At 64.8% G+C, this 20,777-nt stretch carries 16 protein-coding genes and 1 tRNA gene; 9 read left to right on the forward strand and 8 right to left on the reverse strand.

The window, feature by feature from the left end:
• The first annotated feature begins 14 nt into the window (after nucleotides 1-14).
• Nucleotides 15-425, forward strand: coding sequence for a PilZ domain-containing protein (locus AC1VVK_RS13470; RefSeq protein WP_243652626.1), 411 nt, complete (start codon nucleotides 15-17; stop codon nucleotides 423-425).
• 75 nt (nucleotides 426-500) lie between these two features.
• Here the strand turns inward: AC1VVK_RS13470 and typA are convergent, their stop codons facing one another.
• Nucleotides 501-2,333 (reverse strand): translational GTPase TypA, encoded by a 1,833-nt coding sequence (gene typA, locus AC1VVK_RS13475; protein ID WP_132388979.1) that lies wholly within the window; start codon nucleotides 2,331-2,333, stop codon nucleotides 501-503.
• Between the two features lie 359 nt (nucleotides 2,334-2,692).
• Here typA and AC1VVK_RS13480 point away from each other — a divergent pair, with 359 nt between their 5' ends.
• Nucleotides 2,693-3,343 carry an RDD family protein gene (locus AC1VVK_RS13480; protein ID WP_482903384.1) on the forward strand — a complete coding sequence of 217 codons (651 nt, stop codon included), beginning with the start codon at nucleotides 2,693-2,695 and terminating at the stop codon, nucleotides 3,341-3,343.
• Here the strand turns inward: AC1VVK_RS13480 and AC1VVK_RS13485 are convergent.
• Nucleotides 3,340-5,880: an ABC transporter permease gene (locus AC1VVK_RS13485; protein WP_482903385.1), complete on the reverse strand. Its 2,541-nt coding sequence runs from the start codon at nucleotides 5,878-5,880 to the stop codon at nucleotides 3,340-3,342. The two genes, AC1VVK_RS13480 and AC1VVK_RS13485, sit on opposite strands and share 4 nt — an antisense overlap.
• Nucleotides 5,873-6,583 carry an ABC transporter ATP-binding protein gene (locus tag AC1VVK_RS13490; RefSeq protein ID WP_482905170.1) on the reverse strand — a complete coding sequence of 237 codons (711 nt, stop codon included), beginning with the start codon at nucleotides 6,581-6,583 and terminating at the stop codon, nucleotides 5,873-5,875. Before AC1VVK_RS13490 ends, AC1VVK_RS13485 begins: the two co-directional genes overlap by 8 nt.
• A 37-nt stretch (nucleotides 6,584-6,620) precedes the next feature.
• Here AC1VVK_RS13490 and AC1VVK_RS13495 point away from each other — a divergent pair, with 37 nt between their 5' ends.
• Nucleotides 6,621-7,337 (forward strand): arylesterase, encoded by a 717-nt coding sequence (locus AC1VVK_RS13495; RefSeq protein ID WP_482903386.1) that lies wholly within the window; start codon nucleotides 6,621-6,623, stop codon nucleotides 7,335-7,337.
• Between the two features lie 151 nt (nucleotides 7,338-7,488).
• Here the strand turns inward: AC1VVK_RS13495 and recF are convergent, their stop codons facing one another.
• Together recF and AC1VVK_RS13505 are read right to left on the reverse strand one after the other, a co-directional pair.
• A complete protein-coding gene (gene recF / locus AC1VVK_RS13500) occupies nucleotides 7,489-8,586 on the reverse strand; it encodes a DNA replication/repair protein RecF (protein WP_482903387.1) in 1,098 nt (365 codons plus the stop codon).
• A 54-nt stretch (nucleotides 8,587-8,640) separates the two neighbouring features.
• Nucleotides 8,641-9,459: a queuosine precursor transporter gene (locus tag AC1VVK_RS13505; RefSeq protein ID WP_207904717.1), complete on the reverse strand. Its 819-nt coding sequence runs from the start codon at nucleotides 9,457-9,459 to the stop codon at nucleotides 8,641-8,643.
• 102 nt (nucleotides 9,460-9,561) lie between these two features.
• On the opposite strand from AC1VVK_RS13505, the gene AC1VVK_RS13510 reads away from it, so the two are divergent.
• A tRNA-Arg gene (locus tag AC1VVK_RS13510) sits at nucleotides 9,562-9,638 on the forward strand.
• A gap of 66 nt (nucleotides 9,639-9,704) precedes the next feature.
• On the opposite strand, the gene AC1VVK_RS13515 is transcribed toward AC1VVK_RS13510, so the two are convergent.
• Entirely contained in the window at nucleotides 9,705-10,133 is a 429-nt protein-coding gene (locus tag AC1VVK_RS13515) for a hypothetical protein (RefSeq protein WP_482903388.1), read from the reverse strand.
• Nucleotides 10,134-10,212: 79 nt separating this feature from the next.
• On the opposite strand from AC1VVK_RS13515, the gene AC1VVK_RS13520 reads away from it, so the two are divergent.
• On the forward strand, nucleotides 10,213-11,259 hold the full coding sequence (locus AC1VVK_RS13520) for an acyltransferase family protein (protein ID WP_482903389.1): 1,047 nt from the start codon (nucleotides 10,213-10,215) through the stop codon (nucleotides 11,257-11,259).
• Between the two features lie 42 nt (nucleotides 11,260-11,301).
• Here the strand turns inward: AC1VVK_RS13520 and adh are convergent, their stop codons facing one another.
• Nucleotides 11,302-12,828, reverse strand: coding sequence for an aldehyde dehydrogenase (gene adh / locus AC1VVK_RS13525; RefSeq protein ID WP_482903390.1), 1,527 nt, complete (start codon nucleotides 12,826-12,828; stop codon nucleotides 11,302-11,304).
• A gap of 177 nt (nucleotides 12,829-13,005) precedes the next feature.
• Complete coding sequence (locus AC1VVK_RS13530; RefSeq protein ID WP_482903391.1) at nucleotides 13,006-13,974, reverse strand: GAF domain-containing protein; 969 nt, start codon at nucleotides 13,972-13,974, stop codon at nucleotides 13,006-13,008.
• An 878-nt stretch (nucleotides 13,975-14,852) separates the two neighbouring features.
• Between AC1VVK_RS13530 and AC1VVK_RS13535 the strand changes: the two genes are divergently transcribed.
• From AC1VVK_RS13535 to AC1VVK_RS13550, 4 genes are all read left to right on the forward strand, one after another.
• A complete protein-coding gene (locus AC1VVK_RS13535; RefSeq protein ID WP_482903392.1) occupies nucleotides 14,853-17,480 on the forward strand; it encodes a TonB-dependent receptor plug domain-containing protein in 2,628 nt (875 codons plus the stop codon).
• Between the two features lie 84 nt (nucleotides 17,481-17,564).
• Complete coding sequence (locus AC1VVK_RS13540; protein ID WP_132389574.1) at nucleotides 17,565-18,392, forward strand: sulfite exporter TauE/SafE family protein; 828 nt, start codon at nucleotides 17,565-17,567, stop codon at nucleotides 18,390-18,392.
• A 28-nt stretch (nucleotides 18,393-18,420) separates the two neighbouring features.
• The gene (locus AC1VVK_RS13545; RefSeq protein ID WP_482903393.1) at nucleotides 18,421-19,605 is read left to right on the forward strand and encodes a pyridoxal phosphate-dependent aminotransferase; all 1,185 of its coding nucleotides are present in this window, start codon (nucleotides 18,421-18,423) and stop codon (nucleotides 19,603-19,605) included.
• A gap of 259 nt (nucleotides 19,606-19,864) precedes the next feature.
• Nucleotides 19,865-20,596 (forward strand): FadR/GntR family transcriptional regulator, encoded by a 732-nt coding sequence (locus tag AC1VVK_RS13550; protein WP_132388999.1) that lies wholly within the window; start codon nucleotides 19,865-19,867, stop codon nucleotides 20,594-20,596.
• Nucleotides 20,597-20,777: the final 181 nt, after the last annotated feature.

Genomic DNA, 20,777 nt, shown 5'->3' on the forward strand with positions numbered 1-20,777 from the left:
GGCAAGGAAGCGAGATGAGCAACGGTCCTTCCGGTTCGGAACGTCCATCGATGGCAGCGCAAGGCGCCGATCACGGCCGGCGCGGGCGCAGCCGCCTGCGGGTCAGGCTGACGGCCCGGGTGATAACGCGCACGCAGACCAAGCCCGCCGTGCTGGCCGATCTTTCGCTCACCGGGGCCCGGATCGCTACCGAGGCCGAACTAAAGCCCGGTGCCGAAGTGGTACTGGAATGGGGCCGCTTCGAAGCCTTTGGCGAAGTGGTCTGGTGCCGGGGCCAATATTGCGGGATCGCCTTCTTCGACATGATCCCGACCGCGACCCTGATCGCCACCCGCGACCTTGACGACAAGGCACATCTGCCTGCCGACCGCGATCTGGTGCGCGAAGTGGCGCAGAGCTGGGTGCGGGGCAAGACGCGGCTGTAAGGCGCCGCCGACGCGGCATTTCAGAACCTCACATATGAAAAACCCCGCCGCATTGCTGCGGCGGGGTTTTCAAGATCAGGCAGATTCCTTCTTGCGGCTCTGCTTCTTGCGCTCGTTCGGGTCGAGGTACGCCTTGCGCAAACGGATCGACTGCGGGGTCACTTCAACCATCTCGTCGTCGTCGATGTAGGCGATCGCCTGTTCCAGCGTCATGATCTTGGGCGGGGTGAGGCGGATGGCGTCGTCCTTGCCGGTTGAACGGAAGTTCGTCAGCTGCTTCGACTTCATCGGGTTCACTTCGAGATCGTCGGGCTTGGCGTTTTCGCCGATGATCATGCCCTCGTAGATCTTTTCCTGCGGCTTCACGAACAGGATGCCGCGATCTTCGAGGCTGTTCAGCGCGTAGCCGACCGCTTCACCGGTGCCGTTCGAAATCAGCACGCCGTTCTGGCGGCCTTCGATCGGGCCCTTGTGGCTGTCGTACTTCTCGAACAGGCGGTTCATGATGCCGGTACCGCGCGTGTCCGAAAGGAACTCGCCGTGGTAACCGATCAGGCCGCGCGACGGGGCCGAGAAGGTGATGCGGGTCTTGCCGGCGCCCGAAGGACGCATGTCGGTAAGCTCGGCCTTGCGGCGCTGCATCTTCTCGACGACCGTGCCCGAGTATTCGTCGTCCACGTCGATCACGACGGTTTCGTACGGTTCGGTTCGGCCACCCTTCTCATCGGTGCCGAACAGCACGCGCGGACGGCTGATGCCCAGTTCGAAGCCTTCGCGGCGCATCGTTTCGATCACGACGCCCAGCTGAAGTTCACCACGACCGGCGACTTCGAAGCTGTCCTTCTCGGCCGATTCGGTAACGCGGATGGCAACGTTGGTTTCCGCTTCGCGCATCAGGCGGTCACGGATCATGCGGCTGGTGACCTTGTCGCCCTCACGGCCCGCGAGCGGCGAGTCGTTGACGGCAAAGCGCATCGCCAGGGTCGGCGGATCGATCGGCTGGGCCTGGATCGGCTCGGTGACCTGCGGGTCGGCGATGGTGTTCGACACGGTGGCCTTTTCGAGGCCGGCCAGCGCGATGATGTCACCGGCGCGGGCTTCTTCCACGGGAACGCGCTCGAGGCCACGGAACGACAGCACCTTGGTGGCGCGGCCCACTTCGATCACCTTGCCGTCCATGTCGATGGCGCGGATCGGATCGTTGACCTTCAGCGTGCCCGACTGGACGCGGCCGGTGAGGACGCGGCCCATGAAGTTGTCACGGTCGAGCAGGGTGGCGAGGAACGAGAACGGCGCGTCGACGTCGAGGTCGGGCGCGGGCACGTGCTCGACGATCTTTTCGAACAGCGGGGTCAGCGTGCCTTCGCGCAGATCGGGATCGTAGCTGGCGTAGCCGTTACGGCCCGAAGCGTAGAGCACGGGGAAGTCCAGCTGCTCGTCATTGGCGTCGAGGCTGACGAACAGGTCGAACACTTCGTCCAGCACTTCGGCGTGACGGCCGTCGGGACGGTCGATCTTGTTGACGACGACGATCGGCTTCAGGCCAAGGCCGAGCGCCTTGCCGGTGACGAACTTCGTCTGCGGCATCGCGCCTTCCGAGCTGTCGACCAGCAGCACAACGCCATCGACCATCGAGAGGATGCGTTCCACTTCGGCGCCGAAGTCGGCGTGGCCGGGCGTGTCGACGATGTTGATGCGGTAGCCGTTCCACTCGATCGAAGTCGGCTTCGCAAGGATGGTGATCCCGCGTTCCTTTTCGAGGTCGTTGGAGTCCATCGCGCGTTCTTCAACGCGCTGGTTGTCACGGAACGTGCCGGACTGGCGGAAAAGCTGGTCGACGAGCGTGGTCTTACCGTGGTCGACGTGCGCAATAATCGCAATATTGCGCAGGGGAAGCGGGGCTGACATGCAGTGCCTATCGGTTCGAGGAGTTGCCAGCGGCGCATGCTGCACCGCAAAATTTGGGCGCCCTTACCTGAAACCATGCTTTTCGGCAAGCACCACGCGCATGGTACGAATTGTGACATTCCCGTCACAGATGACGAAATGTCGTCTTTTGCGACTTTCGAGTCATTGTAACTGCTACGCAATCCGCTTAGCCTCCAAGGCATAGATTTTGGCGGATCGGGAAGCGAAAAAATCCCGGGCGCCGGTCGAGAGGAAGACTGGGGTTCCCCGAAACGGGAATTTCTTCAGACTTTGTGGAATCAGGAGGAACCAGCCGCGTTTTCGGACGCGGCGGCGCGTTACCGGCTCAAAGTCGGAGCGTGAAAGCGGTCCCGACGCGGCTGGGAGGAGACGCGAAGGATCGCAGACTGGTAAGGGGCGCGCAGCAATGCGCGCCCCATTTTCCTGTTTTTTGCGTGTTTTCGCAGAACTTGCGGTCCCCACACCGGGCGCTATTGTGCCCTGACTTTTTCAAGGGGGAATGCAACGTGGTACCGTACGGGGGCTTCTGGTGGCGGGTTCTGGCCTATTTCATTGATGCCGTGATCCTTTACATCGCGATGATGATCGTCGGGATGGTTTTCGGCATCGGCATGATGTCATCGATGGCGAACCTTCAAGCGGATCCGTCCGCGATGATCGGATTGATCATTATCAACTCCATCGTGTCGCTGATCCTGAACTGGCTTTACTTCGCGGTGCTCGAAAGCTCGCCTTTGCAAGGTACTATCGGCAAGCTTGCCATCGGTCTGGTGGTTACCGACCTGAATGGCAACCGGATCAGCTTCCTGCGCGCGACCGGACGCTATTTCGCGAAGATCCTGTCGAGCCTGATCCTGCTTATCGGCTACGCCATGGTCGGGTTTACGGAGCGCAAGCAGGGCCTGCACGATATTATCGCCAGCACGCTCGTCTACAAAACGCGAGACCCGCGTGAAGCCCGGCACATCGACGAGGGCGTCTTCGCCTAAAGCTCCCTCAGCGCACGCGCCGGTTTCGCCCGCAGCAGCGGCAGCGAACCGGCCAGCGCGAAGGCGATCACGAGGACGAGGCCGGCGCCCAGCACGGCCAGAACGCGCTGCCAGTCGGGCAGCCAGTCGAATTCGAACAGCTTCACGGTCACGGCCCATGCCATCGTGCTGCCCAGCACCAGCGCGACAAGCGCCAGCACCAGCGACAAGACGCCATACTCGACAAGTTGGAGCAGCAGGAGTTGGCCCCGGCTGGCGCCCAGTACGCGCAGGATCACATTGTCATAGGTCCGGCTCGCCCGCGCGGCGGCAATGGCGCCCAGCAGCACGGCAAGCCCCGCCAGCACCGCGACCGAGGCGGCGGCCAGAATCGCCATGCTCATCTGGTCGAGCAGGTTGCGCGCCTGGCTCAGCACGGTGCCGGTCTCGATCACCGAGCTTGACGGGAAAGCGCGGGCAAGGCGCGGCAGCAGCGCGGTCGTCGGCGTGCCCGGGGGCGCCTGAATCGTAGCGGCCAGTTTGTGCGGGGCGTCGGCCAGCGTGTTGGGCGAGAACACCAGCACGAAGTTCAGGCCCATCGTATCCCAGTCGATCCGCCGCAGTGCCGCCACCCGTGCGGTGCGCTCGACGCCAAGCAGGCTGACGGTGATATAGTCGCCCACCTTGATGCCCACCGCCTGCGCCAGCTTCTCGTCCAGCGAGACGAGCGGCTCTCCGTGCCAGAGGGGCGGCCACCATGCGCCGGAGGTGATCGTGCTGCCCTCGGGTATATTGGCCGAATAAGTCAGGCCGCGCTCGCCTTGCAGCGCCCAGGCATCGTCGGGCAGGTTCTTGAGATCCGCGACGCGGGTCATGTGGTCCTTGGGCCCGAAGGCAAGGATGCGCCCGCGCAAGTTGGGGACGACGTGCACGGTGGCGCCGGGGATCTGGCGCGTGACAAGGTCGTTGAAGGACCGGGCGCCGTCCTGCGGGATATCGAGCACGAAGTAGTCGGGTGCGCGGTCGGGCACGGTCTTGCGGATATTGGCGTCGAGGCTGGTCTGGACCCCGGCGATCAGCACGAAGGCGGAGAGCCCGAAGCCCAGCGCCGTCACCAGCGCGCCGGTCTGCGCGCCGGGGCGGTGGAGGTTGGCGAGCCCGGCACGCAGCACCGGATCGCGGGGTCGCGGCAGGCGGGCGGCAAGGCGGCGGATGCCGGTGCCGAGCAGTGCCAGCAGGCCCAGCATGACCGCTGCACCGCCCAGGAACCCTGCCGTCACGAGCGGCTGCGCGGCATTGACCATGGCGAGCCCGGCCATGGCGGCAAGGCCGAGGCCGACCGGCAAGGCCCAAGCACGTCGTCGCGCTGCCAGCGGACTCACCCGCGCGCGCATCAGCGCCATGGCCGGAAAACCGCGCGCCCGGGCAAGGGGAGGGGCGGCGAAGACGAGCGCGACCAGCAGGCCATAGGCTGCCGCTGTGAAGAGCGCCGCGGGCGAGAGCGTGAACCCGGTCTGGACCGGCAGCAGCGTGCCGAGCGCGCGGGCCAGCAGCGGCGTCACCAAGACGCCCGCGCAGAGCCCGGCAAGGCTCCCCGCCAGCGCCGCCGATCCCACTTGCAACACATAGACCCGGGCGATGTCGCCGCTCGTGGCCCCGAGCACCTTGAGCGTGGCAATGCTGGTCCGCCGTGCCTCTAGGTAGGACGATACGCCGCCGCCGATGCCGATTCCGGCGATCACCAGCGCGGCAAGGCCGACGAGCGAGAGGAACTGGCCCATGCGGCTGACGAAGCGCTGGGTGGAGGGCGAGGCGGCGTTGCGGGTGCGGGTGTCGAAGGCGCTGTCGCCGAATTTCTTCTTGAGCGCGTCGATCACGGCGTCCGGATCGCGCTCGCTTTGCATGAACTTCACGCGCACGGCGCTGCGGAACATGGCGCCGGGTGCGGTCAGCCCCGCGCGTTCGGGCAAGTCGAGCCCTGAGATCGCGGTGTCGCCGAAGGAGAAACCTTCGGACAGCGTTTCGGGATCGGACGCGATGATCCCGCCCACGCGCTGCGGCATGTCGCCCACGGTTACGGTGTCGCCGGTCGTCACGCCCAGCCGCGCGGCAGTGCCTTCGGCCAGCCAGATCGTGCCGGTGGGCGGTGCGCCGACGGTGCGGCCGTCCTTCAGTGCAAGCCTTCCGAAGAGCGGCCAGCGCGCGTCCACGGCCTTGAGCGCCACCGGCGCGGTGAGATCGCCCTTGCGCACGATGGCTTGCAGGCGAAGTCCCTGCGAGACGGTGCCGTAGCTTGCCAGCGCCTTCAGTTCGGCGTCGGCGGGCTTGCGCTGCCACGCCCTCAGTTCGACATCGCCGCCCAGCACTTGCCGTCCGCGCGCGACCAGTTCGTGCTCGATCGACCCGGTCAGGCTGCCGATCGCGGCCAGCGCGCCGACCCCGAGGAACAGGCAGACGAGCAGCAGCCGCAGCCCCCGGAACCGCGCCGAGAGGTCGCGCCGGGCCAGCGTCCAGGCGGTGCGCCAGGCCAAAGTGGGAGGCGGCGCGCGCTCAGCCAAGCGTGTCGCTCGCGATGCGGCCGTCGGCCAGCGAGACCACGCGCTCGCAGTGCGTGGCGAGGCTTTCGTCGTGGGTGATGATGAGCAGCGTCGCGCCCGCTTCCTCGCGGCGGGCGAAGAGCAGGTCGATGATGGTGGCGCCGGTTGCGGCGTCGAGATTGCCGGTTGGCTCGTCGGCGAAGACCAGCGCGGGGCGCGGCGCGAGGGCGCGGGCAATCGCCACGCGCTGTTGTTCGCCGCCCGAAAGCTGCGCCGGATAGTGGGAAAGACGGTGGCCGAGCCCGACCGCGACCAGTTCCGCCTCAGCCCGTTCGCGCGCGCCGCCGATCCCGGCGAGTTCGAGCGGCGTCATCACGTTTTCCAGCGCCGTCATCGTCGGCAGCAGGTGGAAAGCCTGAAGCACAACGCCGATCCGGCCGCGCCGCGCGCGGGCCAGCGCGTCCTCGTCCATTGCCGAAAAGTCCTGCCCGGCCACGTGCAGCGCGCCCGATGACGCGCGTTCCAGCCCCGAGAGCACGGCCATCAGCGAACTCTTGCCCGAGCCCGAGGGGCCGAGCAGGGCCAGCGTCTGGCCCTGCGGCACTGCAAGGTCGACGCCTTTCAGGATCTCAACCGCGCTTTCGCCGCTGCCGAGAGTGAGGCGCAGGTCCTGCGCATGAATCGAAAGGGCGGGGGGCTGGGAAGGATCGCTCACGTGCCCCATATGGGTGCGCAACCCGTCGTTTCACAAGGACAAAGCCTTGCGCGCCAAAGCGATTGCCGTTCTCGCCCCCGTGCTGTTCATTCCGCTGGTGCTTGCGGGGTGCCAGAAAGGCGCGCCGCCCGCGCCCGAGCAGAGCACCGGCGCGCTCGATGCGCCGCCGGCGATCCCGGTCATGGGCCCCGAGCGGCGGATCCTGGCCTTCGGCGATTCGCTGCTGGCGGGCTATGGTCTTGAAGACGGCGAGAGCTATCCGGCGCGGCTGCAGAATGCCTTGCGTGCACGCGGGATCAATGCGCGGATCACTAATGCCGGGGTTTCGGGGGACACCACGGCGGCGGGCCTCGAACGGCTGGATTTCACGCTCAAGAGCCAGAGCGAAAAGCCCGAACTCGTTATTATCAGCCTGGGCGGCAATGACATGCTGCGCAGCCTCCCGCCCGAGCAGACGCGCCAGAACCTTGAGGCGATCCTGAAGCGGTTCAAGCAGGATAATATCCGCGTCGTCCTGCTCGGGATGATGGCGGCGCCCAATCTCGGCAAGGATTTTGCCGCTCAGTTCAACCCGATCTATCCGCAGCTTGCGCAGGAATATGGCGCGGTGCTGGTCCCGTTCTTCCTTCAGCCGGTGATCGACAAGCCAGACCTGCTTCAACCGGATCATGTCCATCCGACGGCCATTGGCGTCGAGGAAATCGTTACCGCGACGGTTGACGATGTGGCCGATGCACTGCCGAAAGTGCCGGGCTCTCATTGAAACTGACCCTCGTCGTCCCCGCGAAGGCGGGGACCCTGCTTGTTCTTGGCGAGCAGGAAGAAAAGGAAGCGGGTCCCCCGCCTTCGCGGGGGCGACGGGGTGTTTTGGTGATGGTGCGATTTGAAGAATTTGGCGGAGGTTTGCGGCGCGCTTAATGCTGCCCCAGTCGCCGCACGGAGCCCGCAGTGACTTCCCAGACCGCCGCTTCTCCGACAATCGCTTCGAACGGAGCCAGTTCGGTGCCGGTCAGCCAGACTTGCGCGGAACCGGCGCGCAGGCGGTCGAACAGGGCTTCGCGGCGCACGGGATCGAGATGCGCGGCCACTTCATCGAGCAGCAGCAGGCGCGGGCGCTGTTCGGTGCCCTGTTCAAGCAGTTGCGAGTGGGCGAGCGTGATCGCGATCAGCATGGCCTTCTGCTCGCCGGTCGAGCAATCGGCGGCGGGCTGGCCCTTGCCCGCCATGGTGACGAGAAGCTCGTCGCGGTGCGGCCCGGTGAGCGTGCGCTGCGCCGCGCGCTCGCGGGCACGGCCGTCGCGCAAGGCGCGGGCGAGCGCCTCGGCAGCGATCGGTCCGCCCGGCTGATAGGCGAGCGAAGGACGCGCGAACGGCGACTCCGGCAGTCTGGCCAGCGTCCGTTCCAGCCGCTCGACCAGTTCGGCGCGCGCACTGGCAACCATCGCGCCGGCCTCGGCCAATTGCGTCTCGATAGCGTCGAGCCAGCGCGGATCGGGCGTCCGCTCGTCCGAAAGCAGACGGTTGCGTTCGCGCAGGGCATTTTCCAGGCGCGTGGCGTGGCTGGCATGGTCCGGGCGAACGGCGAGCACCAGCCGGTCGAGAAAACGCCGCCGCGCCCCTGCGCCTTCCACGAAAAGGCGGTCCATCGCCGGGGTCAGCCAACCGATCGAGAGCCATTCGGCAAGGCGCACCGCAGGCGCTTCTGCTCCGTTGACCTGCACCAGCCGCCGTCCCGGCCGCTCTGCCGTGACGCCGGTGCCAAGGCGGACGGGTTCGGCGCCCGGCACCATGAGCGCGGCGCTAACCGCGAAGCCGCCGTCGAATTCCTGCCCCGGCATGTCGGCAAGGCTCGCGCGCCTCAGGCCTCGCCCCGGCGAGAGCAGCGAGATCGCCTCCAGCACATTGGTCTTGCCCGCGCCGTTTTCCCCGACGAGCAGGTTGAACTGCGCCGTGCCTTCCACCGCGGTCTCACGGTGGTTGCGGAAACGGGACAGGAGGATGCGGTCGAGCATGATCGCTGGCGGACCTACCGGGGTGGGCGGGTCATGCCAAGCTTCGGGCGCAGGTTAATCGGGGAGGGCTGCCGCTTTGCGGGCCTTGGCGAAGGGCGAGAAGTTCACGTTGTTGTCGAACACGTCCACGCCCTCGCGGCGCTTGAGCCAGCCGACGACGACATAAGTCACGGGGGTAAGCAGCACTTCCCAGCCGGTCTTGATCACCCACTGGGTCAGCGCCAGCAGCGCGATCGAGTGCGGCGTGAAGCCGGCCACGCCCAGGAAGGCGAGGGGATAGAACAGCGCGCTGTCTACGCCTTCGCCGAAGATCGTCGATCCGATAGTGCGGGTCCACAAGTGCTTGCCCTGCGTCATCACCTTCATCCGCGCGAGCACGAAGGAATTGACGAACTCGCCCGCCCAGAACGCGCAGACCGAAGCAAAGACGATGCGCGGCGTCTGTCCGAAGATCGAATAATAGGCGGCCTGATTCGGTGCAGTCACCTGCTTGCCGTCGATCACATATGTTGCCGAGGCGAGCGCCCATTCGGGGTTGGCGGGGATTTCGACGACCACCACGCTCATCAGCACCATGAACAGCAGCGCGAAGAAGCCCGCCCAGATGCAGCGGCGCGCGTTGGCATAGCCGTAGACCTCGGTCAGCACGTCGCCGATGATGTAGGACACCGGGAAGAACAGCACGCCCGCGCCGAACGTGACCGAGCCGACCAGCGGAAAATCGACTTGCGCCTGCTTGGCCGCGCCGATCAGGTTGGAGAGCAACAGGATCACCACGAAGGCGACCATCACGAAATCGAAATAGCGGAAATGGCGCCGGGCGCCGGTCATGCCGTCGATACGGGAAAGGGGTGCGTTGCTCATCGGCTGCATGCGTAACCTGCCGGGATCGTTCGGCAAAGCACAAGTTGTGTGGAGTTCGATCCGATGTGCAGTTTGCGTGCGCGACGAACCACGCTATGGGGAGCGCGGCGCGCGCCCGTAGCTCAGCTGGATAGAGCACGAGCCTTCTAAGCTTGGGGTCGCAGGTTCGAACCCTGCCGGGCGCGCCACTTTTGCCTTTGGCCGCAGAGTCCGTTGGGCGCCGGCGGGGACATCTGCCGGCTTGGCCACCTTCATCAATCCCGACGGATGAACTCGTCAAGGTCGCTGGCCTGCACGACCGGATCGCGCAGGCGCGGATCGCGGCATACGGCAAGGAAGTCCTCATGCTCGGGGTGCCCCGGTACGAAGACCGCCTTACGCGCGTATTCTTCGGCGCTGAACGTTCCCCAGTTCGTCATGCGCGAGAAGGATATGTGATTCGCACCGACGCGATACGCGAGGTCGACCACATCCCCCATTTCCCGGAAATTCTCGGTCTGAACGGTAAAGGGCAGGGTGAAATCGTCGATCAGGCCGGCCGCCAGCAATTCGCCTGCGAACTTCAGGTTCTCTTCCATCACTGACCAGCGCGCGCCGCGGCGCAGCAGTTCGTGCGTGGGGCCGGTTGGAACGGCTGAAAAGGGCCGCGAAAAACCTGCTGGCGGGGAGGTATTGGGAGGCATGCTTATTTTTTAGGTCCGCGATCCCTGTTCACGGTCCGGTAAATTGAACACCCCACCGGCACACTGTCATGATGACCGGATGGCGACAAAGCGGGTTAACTACACCATCGTTCAGGGACTGCGGGGATTTGCCTCGATTGCAGTGCTCTTGTTCCACGCCATTCAGGGCGGGCATGTGCCAAGCATATTGGCCGCATTACCGTTTTCGCTGATCAACGATTTCTTCGCCGTCTCCGTGTTCTTCACGTTGAGCGGCTTCGTTACCGCGCATGGCCTTGCCGGTGTGAACATGACGCCGGCCATGGTCGGCAGGTTCATGCTGGGCCGGTCCATTCGTCTGGACCCCGCCTATTGGGCCTCGATGCTGGTGGCCATCGCCTTCGTCTTGCTGGCGGCAATCGTTCACGGCCGGATTTTCCAACTGCCGACGATCGGCGAACTGCTTGCCCACGTATTCTACCTGCAAGAGATGCTCGGCATTCCGGAGATCAACATCGTCTACTGGACGCTGACGTACGAGTTCCAGTTCTATCTGATCTTCGCGCTCTCGCTGACGATCCGGTCCAGGTGGATGGAGGGCGGGACATGGGCGCTGGCGATGCTTTCGGCGCTCGGTCTGGTCGGCACGCATTGGCACGGCTTCTTCGTCGAGCACTGGGCGGTGTTCTATGTGGGCGTCATTGCCCGGCGCGCGCTGGATTCGCAGATTGCGCGGGTGGGCCTTGCGCTGCTGGTCGTGGCGCTGCTGTGCGGTTCCGGGTTCGAGCGCATGCCGGCGCTGGTTGCTTTGCTGCTGTTCGTCTCGGCGTGGACGGGTTGGGCCGAGACCGGCCTCAACTGGCGCTGGCTGCAGTTTCTGGGCGCGATTTCCTACAGCCTCTATCTCGTTCATGTGCCGCTGATGCAGGCGGTGGATTCGATAGTTCACCGGCTGTTCGGGCACGGGATGGCGGCCGATCTTATCTGCCTCGTGCTCATTCTGGCCGCGAGCATCACCGCCGCCGTGCTGCTCTATCACGCGATCGAGCGTCCCTCGCACCGTCTGGCGCGCGCCATTCGGTCGCGGCCCGCTCCGGAGCCGCTGATCCTGCCGACAAGGCCGCTGCCCGACGCGCCCCCGGCCTGAGTTGCCCGGCGCGGAGCATGGCCGCACCGGGCAACTGGTCCTTCAGAAGAAGCCGAGCTTCTTGGGGCTGTAGCTGACCAGCAGGTTCTTGGTCTGCTGATAGTGCTCCAGCATCATCTTGTGATTTTCACGCCCGATGCCGGACTGCTTGTAGCCGCCGAAGGCCGCGTGGGCGGGATAGGCGTGATAGCAGTTGGTCCAGACGCGCCCGGCCTGAATGGCGCGGCCGAAGCGGTAGCAGGTGTTGATGTCGCGGCTCCACACGCCCGCGCCAAGGCCGAACATCGTGTCATTGGCGATCTCCAGCGCCTCCTCGGCATCGCGGAACGTGGTGGTGGAAACCACCGGGCCGAAGATCTCCTCCTGAAAGATCCGCATCTTGTTGTGGCCCTTGAACACGGTCGGCTGGATATAGAAGCCGCCGGACAGGTCCCCGCCCAGATGGGCCGCATCGCCGCCGATCAGCACCGTCGCGCCTTCCTCGCGGCCGATGTCGAGGTAGCGCAGGATCTTCTCCTGCTGCTCCTGCGAGGCCTGCGCGCCGATCATCGTTTCCATCTCCAGCGGGCTGCCCTGCCGGATCGCGGCGACGCGCTTCAGCGCCTTTTCCATGAACTTGTCGTAGATCGATTCCTGGATCAGCGCGCGGCTCGGGCACGTACAGACTTCGCCCTGATTGAGCGCGAACATCACGAAGCCCTCGATCGCCTTGTCGAGGAAGTCGTCATCCTCGGCGCAGACATCGGCGAAGAAGATGTTGGGGCTCTTGCCGCCCAGTTCCAGCGAGACGGGGATCAGGTTCGCGCTGGCGTACTGCATGATGAGGCGCCCGGTGGAGGTTTCGCCGGTGAAGGCGATCTTGGCGATGCGCGTGGAACTGGCGAGCGGCTTGCCCGCCTCGATCCCGAAGCCGTTGACGATGTTGAGCACGCCCGGCGGCAGCAGGTCCGCGATCAGTTCGGCCAGCACGAGGATCGAGACCGGGGTCTGCTCGGCAGGCTTGAGCACCACGCAATTGCCCGCCGCCAGAGCAGGGGCCAGCTTCCACGCAGCCATCAGGATCGGGAAGTTCCACGGGATGATCTGGCCGACCACGCCCAGCGGCTCGTGGAAGTGATAGGCCATGGTGTCGTCGTCGATCTCGCCGATGGAGCCTTCCTGCGCGCGGATGCAGCCCGCGAAGTAGCGGAAGTGATCGATGGCGAGCGGAATGTCGGCGGCGGTAGTCTCGCGGATCGGCTTGCCGTTGTCCCATGTCTCGGCAGTGGCCAGTTTGGCGAGGTTCTGCTCCATGCGGTCGGCAATGCGCAACAGGATCAGCGAGCGTTCGGCAGGCGGCGTGCGGCCCCAGCCGTCCTTGGCGGCATGGGCGGCGTCGAGCGCCAGCTCGATATCGTCGACATCCGAACGGGCGACCCGGCAGACCGGCTTGCCGGTGATCGGGCTGACATTGTCGAAATAGCGGCCGGCTACGGGCGGCACCCATGCACCGCCGATGAAGTTGTCGTAGCTCGCCGCGAAGGGCGCGGCGAATACCGGGGGCCTCTCGGTAACCTGAATATCTGCCATGACTGGATCCTCTCGTTACGGGTCGGCGCGGGTGTCCGGCCTTGGGTATTAACCTGCCGCTGGTCGTGCCGGCGCGACAGGGGGAGGGCGAAAGCCGTGCCTCCCGGAGTATCGCCGGTGAGACACGGAGATCCGTCCGCTTTTGCCCCCGTTACTGATCCCCGTTATTGGCCCCGCCTATTGATTGGGCGAGATCCCCACCCGCTCCATGCGCCGGTACATCGTGGCGCGGCCGATCCGCAGTTCGCGCGCGGCGCGAGTGACATTGCCGCCCGACCGCGCGAGGGCCTGACGCAGTACTGCGCGCTCGCTGTCGTCGAAGCCGCTGGATGCATCGCCCATGACATCGGCCAGCGGCCTCGGCCGTTCGAAAGGCCGGTTGCCAAGGCCGAGCGTCAGCCGCGCGGCGCGCGTGGCGCCGATCACGAGATCGTCACGGTCGACCGCCAGCAGTGCCAGACCGCGCCCACCATTGCCCTTCCTGTCTGGGCTGTAGACGATCCGCGCCTCGGCATAGCGCATGCAGAAGAAGTCCCGCTCGATCTGGCGGGCAGCATCCTGCACCAGCGCGGCGACCAGTGCCGCTGTCGCCTCGCCATGTTCGGCGCGGGCGCTCGATACGTCGAGCGCGGCGACAAGATGGCCCTCGGGATCGAAGACAGGCGCGTCCATGCAGCTTACGCCGATGTTGCGGCTGGCGAAGTGCTCATGGCGCAGGATCGTCACCGGGCGCTGCTCGACCAGACAGGTGCCGATCCCGTTGGTGCCTTCGGCGGCTTCGCCCCAGAGCCCGCCGGGGACAAGGCCGATGGCATCGAACAGCGGCGAATCGCCCGCGCCCGTGCGCGCTTCGAGCACCACGCCGTCGATATCGGACAGCACCACGCAGCAGCCGGTTCGCCCCACGTTGCCGAACAGCTGGTCCAGCACCGGCGTTGCGGCGGCGAGCAGTTCTCCATTGCTGTCGCGCAGGCCCGCCAGCATGTTGCCGCCGATCCGCTCACGCGTGCGCGAAGCGGCGGGGTCAAGCCCATGGTACAGGGCGGACCGGCACCACGACGCGGCCAGCGACGATGTCGCCGCGGCATTGCCCCGCTTCACGGTATCCATGACCCGGTCGCTGTGATTGAGCCTGTCGCTGGCCATTGTTTTCGTCCTCTCCGCCGGCCTTTTGACCGGAACGAATCCGGCTGCATTGCTCTGCCGCCCGGTTCATCTCGATAGCTGAACCTGAGGTCGGCACGGGCGCTATGCAATTGTGCGCGAGTCCGGCACCGGCTCCGAATGTTTCATTCATGGGACGATCTTGCCAGCTTAAAACGCAGTTTTGGCGGATTTGCGTCACCTCTGTCGGAACTGTGCGCGAGAGGCAAAATTGACGCCTCGCGCACATAATCTTGAGGGCGCGAGATGCCGTTGACATGCAGCCAATTTCACATACGGTCGTGAAACAGAAATGAAATAAAATTTCTCGGGGTCGATGTCAGATAGGAACGCGTTGGACCAACTTATGAGGGGGCTGGTCAATGTTCGTCATGAATTCGCGTACCTGTGCTGATTTTAAGAACGAATCGCAGAAATCGTTTCTTGGGGCTTTCTGATTATCCGAATTTAATTCTGGGAACGTGGTCACGCTAAGCGTGTCCGTGGGGCGGGGCGCGTTTGCCCGGCCGCAGCGATTGTCGGCGTCAGCCGGGATCGGGACTCATGCCATGACGTGATCGCCGTATCGCCGCCCACTCGAACTGCTTCGAGGGGCCGCCATCGGGTCGCACCGTTTCCAAAAACGCGCTGAACTCGCGGCACGTTTGCCCGGGCACAGTCAGTTCCGGTCCCCGGGGGGTGGGCCGGGGGCATTCGCGCGCACGTCATTTCCGGACGGCCTCAGGCCGTTGACCGGCCTCTGGCCCATTCGTCGGGCCCGAGGGGGAAGGCGTGCGTCTGGCAGGTGCAGGGGCGGCGATGACCGCGGGAAAACAGGGAGAGGCCGCAACCGTGGAGCAAAACCAGGCAAGGGGGCCTAGATGACAGATTGGGTATCCGTATCGGCAACGGCGCTGGCGGCAGCGCTTCTATTCGGGGCAACACCGGCCCTGGCCGAAGAACCGGCCGAGCCCGCACCGGAGGCTTCCACTGCGGACGCTTCGGGCGGCGCGATCATCGTCACCGGCACGCGCACCATCGGCATGAAGGCGACCGAGAGCCCGGCGCCGATCCAGATCATGACCAGCGAAGCGCTCGCCCGTACCGGCCAGCCGGACCTGATCCAGAGCCTTTCGCAGAATCTGCCGTCGATCCAGGCGCAAGCCTTTGGCAGCGATCTTCAGGCGCACAACCTGCAAATGAAGCTGCGCGGGCTGAGCCCCAACCACACGCTGATCCTCATCAATGGCAAGCGTCGCCACGGCACTGCCAACGTCTCGGTCGCGGGCGGCCCCTTCGGCGGCAGCGCCGCGCCGGACATGAGCTTCATTCCGAACGATGCCATCGCCCATATCGAGGTCCTGCAAGACGGCGCCGCTGCCCAATACGGCACCGATGCCATCGCCGGCGTCATCAACATTATCCTCAAGGACAACGACCACGGCGGCGTGCTGAACGGCACTCTTGGCCAATACATGGACCAGGGCGGCGATACCTACAGCGTTTCGGGTAACGTCGGTTTCGCGCCGATCGAGAATTCATACGTCAGCCTGACCGTCCAGAAAAAGAAGAAAGGCTTCAGCTTCCGGGGCGACATCGATCCGCGCGTCTACGGCGACAACGCGGTGGCGCAGGGCAACCTGACCAAGTTCCCCGATCTGGTGGACCAGAAGTACTACCCTTACGTCAATCGCATCGCCGGCGATCCGCAGATCGAACAGACCACGGCGATGTACAACGCCGGCTGGACCTCGGGCGATTTCGAACTCTACAGCTTCGGCAGCTACGGCCACAAATATGCCCGCGCCTATGAGAACTATCGCACGCCGGGCATCGTCGTATCGGCGGCCGGGGTTCCGCTGTTCCCGACCGGCTTCGCCCCGTTCGAGGCCATTCGCGAGACCGATTACTCGGTGGCAGGGGGCCTGAAGGGCAAGTTTGGCGATCTCGATTTCGATCTATCCTCCACATACGGCGACGATTTCGTGGGCGTCTATGTCGAGAATTCGGCCAACGCTTCGCTCTACAAGAACACCGGCTTCACGCCGACCCAGTTCCACAACGGCGATTTCAAGGCATCGCAGTGGAGCAACACGCTCGACCTGACTTATCCGCTCGACATCGGGCTGTCCGAACCGATGAACATTGCCGGCGGCCTTGAGTGGCGACGTGAGACTTACGGTATCGTCGCGGGCGATCCGGCGTCCTATTACGGCAGCGGCGCCCAGTCGTTCTTCGGCTACAGCCCGAACGACGCGGGCAATTACAACCGCACCAACTTCTCGCAATACCTCGATATTTCGCTCAAACCGGTGCCGGGATGGCTGGTCGACGGCGCGGTCCGCCACGAGCACTACAGCGACTTCGGCTCGACCACCGTGTTCAAGCTGACCTCGCGTTACGACATCTCCGACGCCTTCGCGGTGCGCGGCACCGTATCGACCGGCTTCCGCGCGCCGACTTTGGCGGAAGGCTTCTATTCGGGCATCAACGTCGGCCCAAGCTCGGTTTCGGGCGTGTTGCCTGCCAACTCTGCCGCAGCAGCCTCGCTCGGGTTCGGCGGCCTCAAGCCTGAGAAATCGACCAACTTCAGTGCCGGTGTGGTCTTCACCCCGAACTCGCGGGTCAGCATCACGCTCGATGCCTATTGGATCGAGATCCGCGACCGCATCATGATCTCCAGCTCGTTCTACGGCTTCAACGGCCAGTACTGCCCGGCGGGCTATGCCGGTTCCAATGCCGCCAGCTGCGTGCCCTACACCACCGACAACTACAACCTCTACAACCAGCAGGCGGTGTTCGACGCGGTGGCTTCGGCGCTGGGCGGCGAAATTCCGAGCTACGTGCTGACCGACGTCAACGGCTATCGCAACACCAGCGGCACGGTTTCGGTGCAGTCCTTCGTCAACGGCGCGGACATGCGCACGCGCGGCGTGGACTTCATGGCCAGCTACGACATGCCGACCGGCATCGGCGAGATCAACTGGACCTTCTCCGCCAATTACAACGACAACAAGGTCAAGAAGATCGCCGACCTGCCCGACGCGCTTTACACCAGCACGGTCGATCCCTCGAAATCGGCGCTCATCAGCAAGTATAACGTCGTCACGCTGGAGCACAGCACGCCCAAGGTCCGCGCCACGCTGGGGGCCTTCTGGGAATCGAGCCGGTTCTCGGTGAACTTGCGCGAAAGCTACTATTCGAAGGTCTTCGCCCTCGAAACCGCGCCGGGCGGTAGCCCGATCGCCGGGCAGGACCTTGAGGTTCCGGTCAAGTCCGCCTTCATCACCGACCTCGAACTGGGCTTCAAGGCGACCGAGAACATCAAGCTTTCGATCGGCGCGAACAACCTGTTCAACAAGTATCCGACCAAGCGTTCCTACGAAAATATTCGCGCCGCACAGTTGGCGTCGGGTTCGAGTACGTACGCGTCCAATATCTACCCCACCATTTCACCTTACGGAATCAATGGCGGTTATTACTACGGCCGGGTTTCGGTGAAGTTCTGATGAATAGTGTTTGCATAGGCACTGCTCCCGGTTCGTCCGGGGGCAGAGTCCACAACCAGGATCATTCAGGGAGTTGCGATAGTGATGGTATCTGACTTGAGTTGGCTGGTCCCGGCGCTCGGTCTGCTGGCAGCCGGTCTCGTCGCCGGCTTCGCAGGGGGCGTCTTCGGGATCGGCGGCGGCTTCATCGTTGTCCCCGCGCTTCTGCTGATGCTGCCGCTGCTGGGCGGCGATCACGCACAGTACGCACACGTTGCCATCGGCACTTCGGCGGCGACGATCATCGTTACCTCGATCCGCTCGGTCATGAGCCATTCCAAGCGCGGGTCGGTCGATTTCGAGATCCTCAAGTCATGGGCGCCCTGGGTGGTGCTGGGAGACGGCGTGGGCGTGGTGTTGGCAAGCCATGTGGACGGCAAAGTGCTGACCATGGTCTTCGCCTCGGGCGTGCTGCTCATGAGCCTCAACTTCCTGGTCCCGCGCGTGGGGGACAAGGTCATCACCGACCAGATGCCCTCGGGCATCCTGCGCGTCGGCATCGCGGGCGGGCTGGGCACCTTTTCCTCGCTGCTGGGTATCGGCGGCGGCACCATCGCGATCATGGTGATGACGCTGTGCGGCCGCTCGATCCACCGCGCGGTCGGCACGGCATCGGGCGTGGGCACGCTGATCGCCATTCCTAGCGCCATCGGCTTCGCGATCATCGGCATGCACGAGAAGGGCCTGCCATGGGGCTCGCTCGGCTTCGTGAACATGCCCGCGACGCTGGCCATCGCCTCGATGTCGCTCCTGACCGCGCCGCTGGGCGTGGCGGCCGCCCATTGGCTGGAGCCGCGCATGCTGAAGCGCGTGTTCGGCATCTACCTGATCGTGATCTCGATGGTCATGTTCCACAACGCACTGAAAATCTGACGTAAATTGGCTGGAAGGAGTTCGAAGGATGCAGCTTGAGAAAGACATGCTGGCCGAACGGATCGGCGGCGAAGAGGTCACGCAGGACCTTCTGGAGCGCGGCTATTCGCGCCGCAACATAGGCAAGATCGCCGCATTGCTGGGCGGCGGCCTCGCCGTGGCGCAGGCCATGCCCGCCTCCGCGCAGCAGGCCGGCAAGGCCGTGGCCGGCGCGGTCCGGATCGGCGCCAACGAGTGCTGGACCGGCCCGCTGCCGGCCGGCGCGCAGGCGGCCATGGCCATCGTCATGCAGGGCAACCGCTACGAACCCAATGACGAGCACGCCAAGCTCTTTGCCACCGTCGCGCAAGTGGAAGGCATTCCGCAGGATCACGTGGTCGCGTGGCCGGGATCGAGCGACCCGCTCAGCCGCACCGCGATCACGTTCGCCTCGCCCTCGCGCGGGATCGTCACGGCGGACCCGACCTATGAAGCGATCTGGCGCACCGGCGCATGGATCGGCGCCAAGGTGACCAAAGTGCCGCTCACGTCGGACTATCGCCATGACGTGAAGGCCATGCTGGCGGCCGATCCCAACGCCGGGCTCTACTACATCTGCTCGCCCAACAACCCGACCGGCACGCTGACGCCCATCGCCGACATCACCTGGCTGGCCGAGAACAAGCCCAAGGACGCGATCCTGCTGGTGGACGAGGCCTATATCCACTTCGCAGGCACCGAAAACGCCGCGAAACTGGCCGCCTCGCGCGACGATGTGCTGGTGATGCGCACGTTCTCCAAGCTGTTCGGCATGGCGGGCATGCGCCTTGGCCTGACGCTCGGCGCGAAATCCCTGCACGAGAAGATGATGCGCTACGATGGCGGTCAGGTCACGTCGATGCTGCCGATGACGGCGGTCGCCTGCGGAACCGCCTCGCTGCCGCTGGCCGACCAGATCAAGGCCCGCCGCGACCAGATGATCGCCGCGCGCGAGGAGACCATCGCCCATATCGAGCGGCGCGGCCTCAAGGTTCTGCCCGGCAGCCACGCGAACATGTTCATGGTCGACTGGAACGGCAAGACGCCCAAGGAGATGATGGCCGCCTTCCTTGCGCAAGGCGTGCAGATCGGCCGTGGCTGGAGCGCTTATCCCAGCATGTCGCGCGTCACCGTGGGTTCGGCGGAGGACATGCAGAAGTTCCGCCTCGCGCTCGACAAGATTCTGATGGCCTGATCGCGGATAGAGTCCGCCACGCCGGCCCGTGGGGGCTCGGGCCGGCGCGGTGGCAATGTCCCGACAGGAGAGGGCCTGGCGCGAACAGTCTCGCGCCGGGCCTTCGCTATTCCGGGGTTCAAATGGCCGCCGCATCAAATACTTGTGGCGACGCAAATGATCCGATTTCCTTGGCGCATCCAAGGGTGTTTCCGCTTGCCCATCCCTGGTCTTTGCCTATTTATATGATTAAATAGACTGAGAGGTGCCGGGACTACGCATGCCCATCGATCCGCATGAAAATCGCGAGGCGCTCGGGCGCAATCTGACTTACGGGCTGCTGGACCGGCTGGGGTCGCAGATAGTGGGCCATGCCTACGAGGGGCGCTCCTTTCCCACCGAGGCGGAACTCTCGCAGCAGCACGGCGTAAGCCGCTCGGTCACGCGAGAGGCGGTCAAGATGCTCACGGCCAAGGGCCTTGTCACCGCACGGCCGCGTCAGGGGACGATGATCCAGCCGGTCAGCCAATGGAACCTGTTCGACACCGATGTGCTGCGCTGGATGCTCGATCGCAGCTTTTCCATCGATTTGCTCAAGCAGTTCAGCCAGCTTCGCGTGGCGATCGAGCCCGCCGCCGCCGCGCTGGCCGCACAGGCCGCCGACGACGATGGCCGGGCGCTGATCGAGGCGGGCTTCGCGCGGATGCAGGCGGCCGAGGCGGGGCGTGATGACGTGTTGGAAGCCGACGTGGCGTTTCATGTCGCCATCCTCAAGGCCTCGGGCAATCCGTTCTTCGGCCAGTTCCGCGATGTCGTCTCTACCGCGCTCAAGACCTCGATCCGCTATACCAACCGGATCGTCGGCCGCAGTGGTGACCTTGATGCGCACGAGGGCGTGATGGAGGCGATCCTCGCCCGCGATCCGCAGCGCGCGCGCGAGCGGATGGAGCGTATCATCGTCGAGGCTCTTGTCGCTATCGACCACAACGAAAGCGCCGCCAATCGGGTCTGATCGAGGCCGGTATCGCGCCGGATTGACCCATTGAGCGTATATATCATATAAATCCGAAAAAATGGCAGAGCGGCGATGAGTCCGGCCCGTGCGCGACGGGGTGGACTCCCCATTCGCGCCGGAAACAGCTACGAGAGCCCCTGCAAGCAATGACCGAAGTCCCCGGAATTCCCCCCGTTGA

This window comes from Novosphingobium sp. BL-S-32 (assembly GCF_056857055.1).

What these genes read in the sequence shown, in the direction of transcription:
- AC1VVK_RS13470 (WP_243652626.1), top strand. Translation starts at nt 15, where the DNA reads ATGAGCAACGGTCCTTCCGGTTCGGAACGTCCATCGATGGCAGCGCAA.
- typA (WP_132388979.1), bottom strand. Translation starts at nt 2,333, where the DNA reads ATGTCAGCCCCGCTTCCCCTGCGCAATATTGCGATTATTGCGCACGTC.
- AC1VVK_RS13490 (WP_482905170.1), bottom strand. Translation starts at nt 6,583, where the DNA reads ATGGGGCACGTGAGCGATCCTTCCCAGCCCCCCGCCCTTTCGATTCAT.
- recF (WP_482903387.1), bottom strand. Translation starts at nt 8,586, where the DNA reads ATGCTCGACCGCATCCTCCTGTCCCGTTTCCGCAACCACCGTGAGACC.
- AC1VVK_RS13505 (WP_207904717.1), bottom strand. Translation starts at nt 9,459, where the DNA reads ATGCAGCCGATGAGCAACGCACCCCTTTCCCGTATCGACGGCATGACC.
- AC1VVK_RS13515 (WP_482903388.1), bottom strand. Translation starts at nt 10,133, where the DNA reads ATGCCTCCCAATACCTCCCCGCCAGCAGGTTTTTCGCGGCCCTTTTCA.
- AC1VVK_RS13520 (WP_482903389.1), top strand. Translation starts at nt 10,213, where the DNA reads ATGGCGACAAAGCGGGTTAACTACACCATCGTTCAGGGACTGCGGGGA.
- adh (WP_482903390.1), bottom strand. Translation starts at nt 12,828, where the DNA reads ATGGCAGATATTCAGGTTACCGAGAGGCCCCCGGTATTCGCCGCGCCC.
- AC1VVK_RS13530 (WP_482903391.1), bottom strand. Translation starts at nt 13,974, where the DNA reads ATGGCCAGCGACAGGCTCAATCACAGCGACCGGGTCATGGATACCGTG.
- AC1VVK_RS13535 (WP_482903392.1), top strand. Translation starts at nt 14,853, where the DNA reads ATGACAGATTGGGTATCCGTATCGGCAACGGCGCTGGCGGCAGCGCTT.
- AC1VVK_RS13540 (WP_132389574.1), top strand. Translation starts at nt 17,565, where the DNA reads ATGGTATCTGACTTGAGTTGGCTGGTCCCGGCGCTCGGTCTGCTGGCA.
- AC1VVK_RS13545 (WP_482903393.1), top strand. Translation starts at nt 18,421, where the DNA reads ATGCAGCTTGAGAAAGACATGCTGGCCGAACGGATCGGCGGCGAAGAG.
- AC1VVK_RS13550 (WP_132388999.1), top strand. Translation starts at nt 19,865, where the DNA reads ATGCCCATCGATCCGCATGAAAATCGCGAGGCGCTCGGGCGCAATCTG.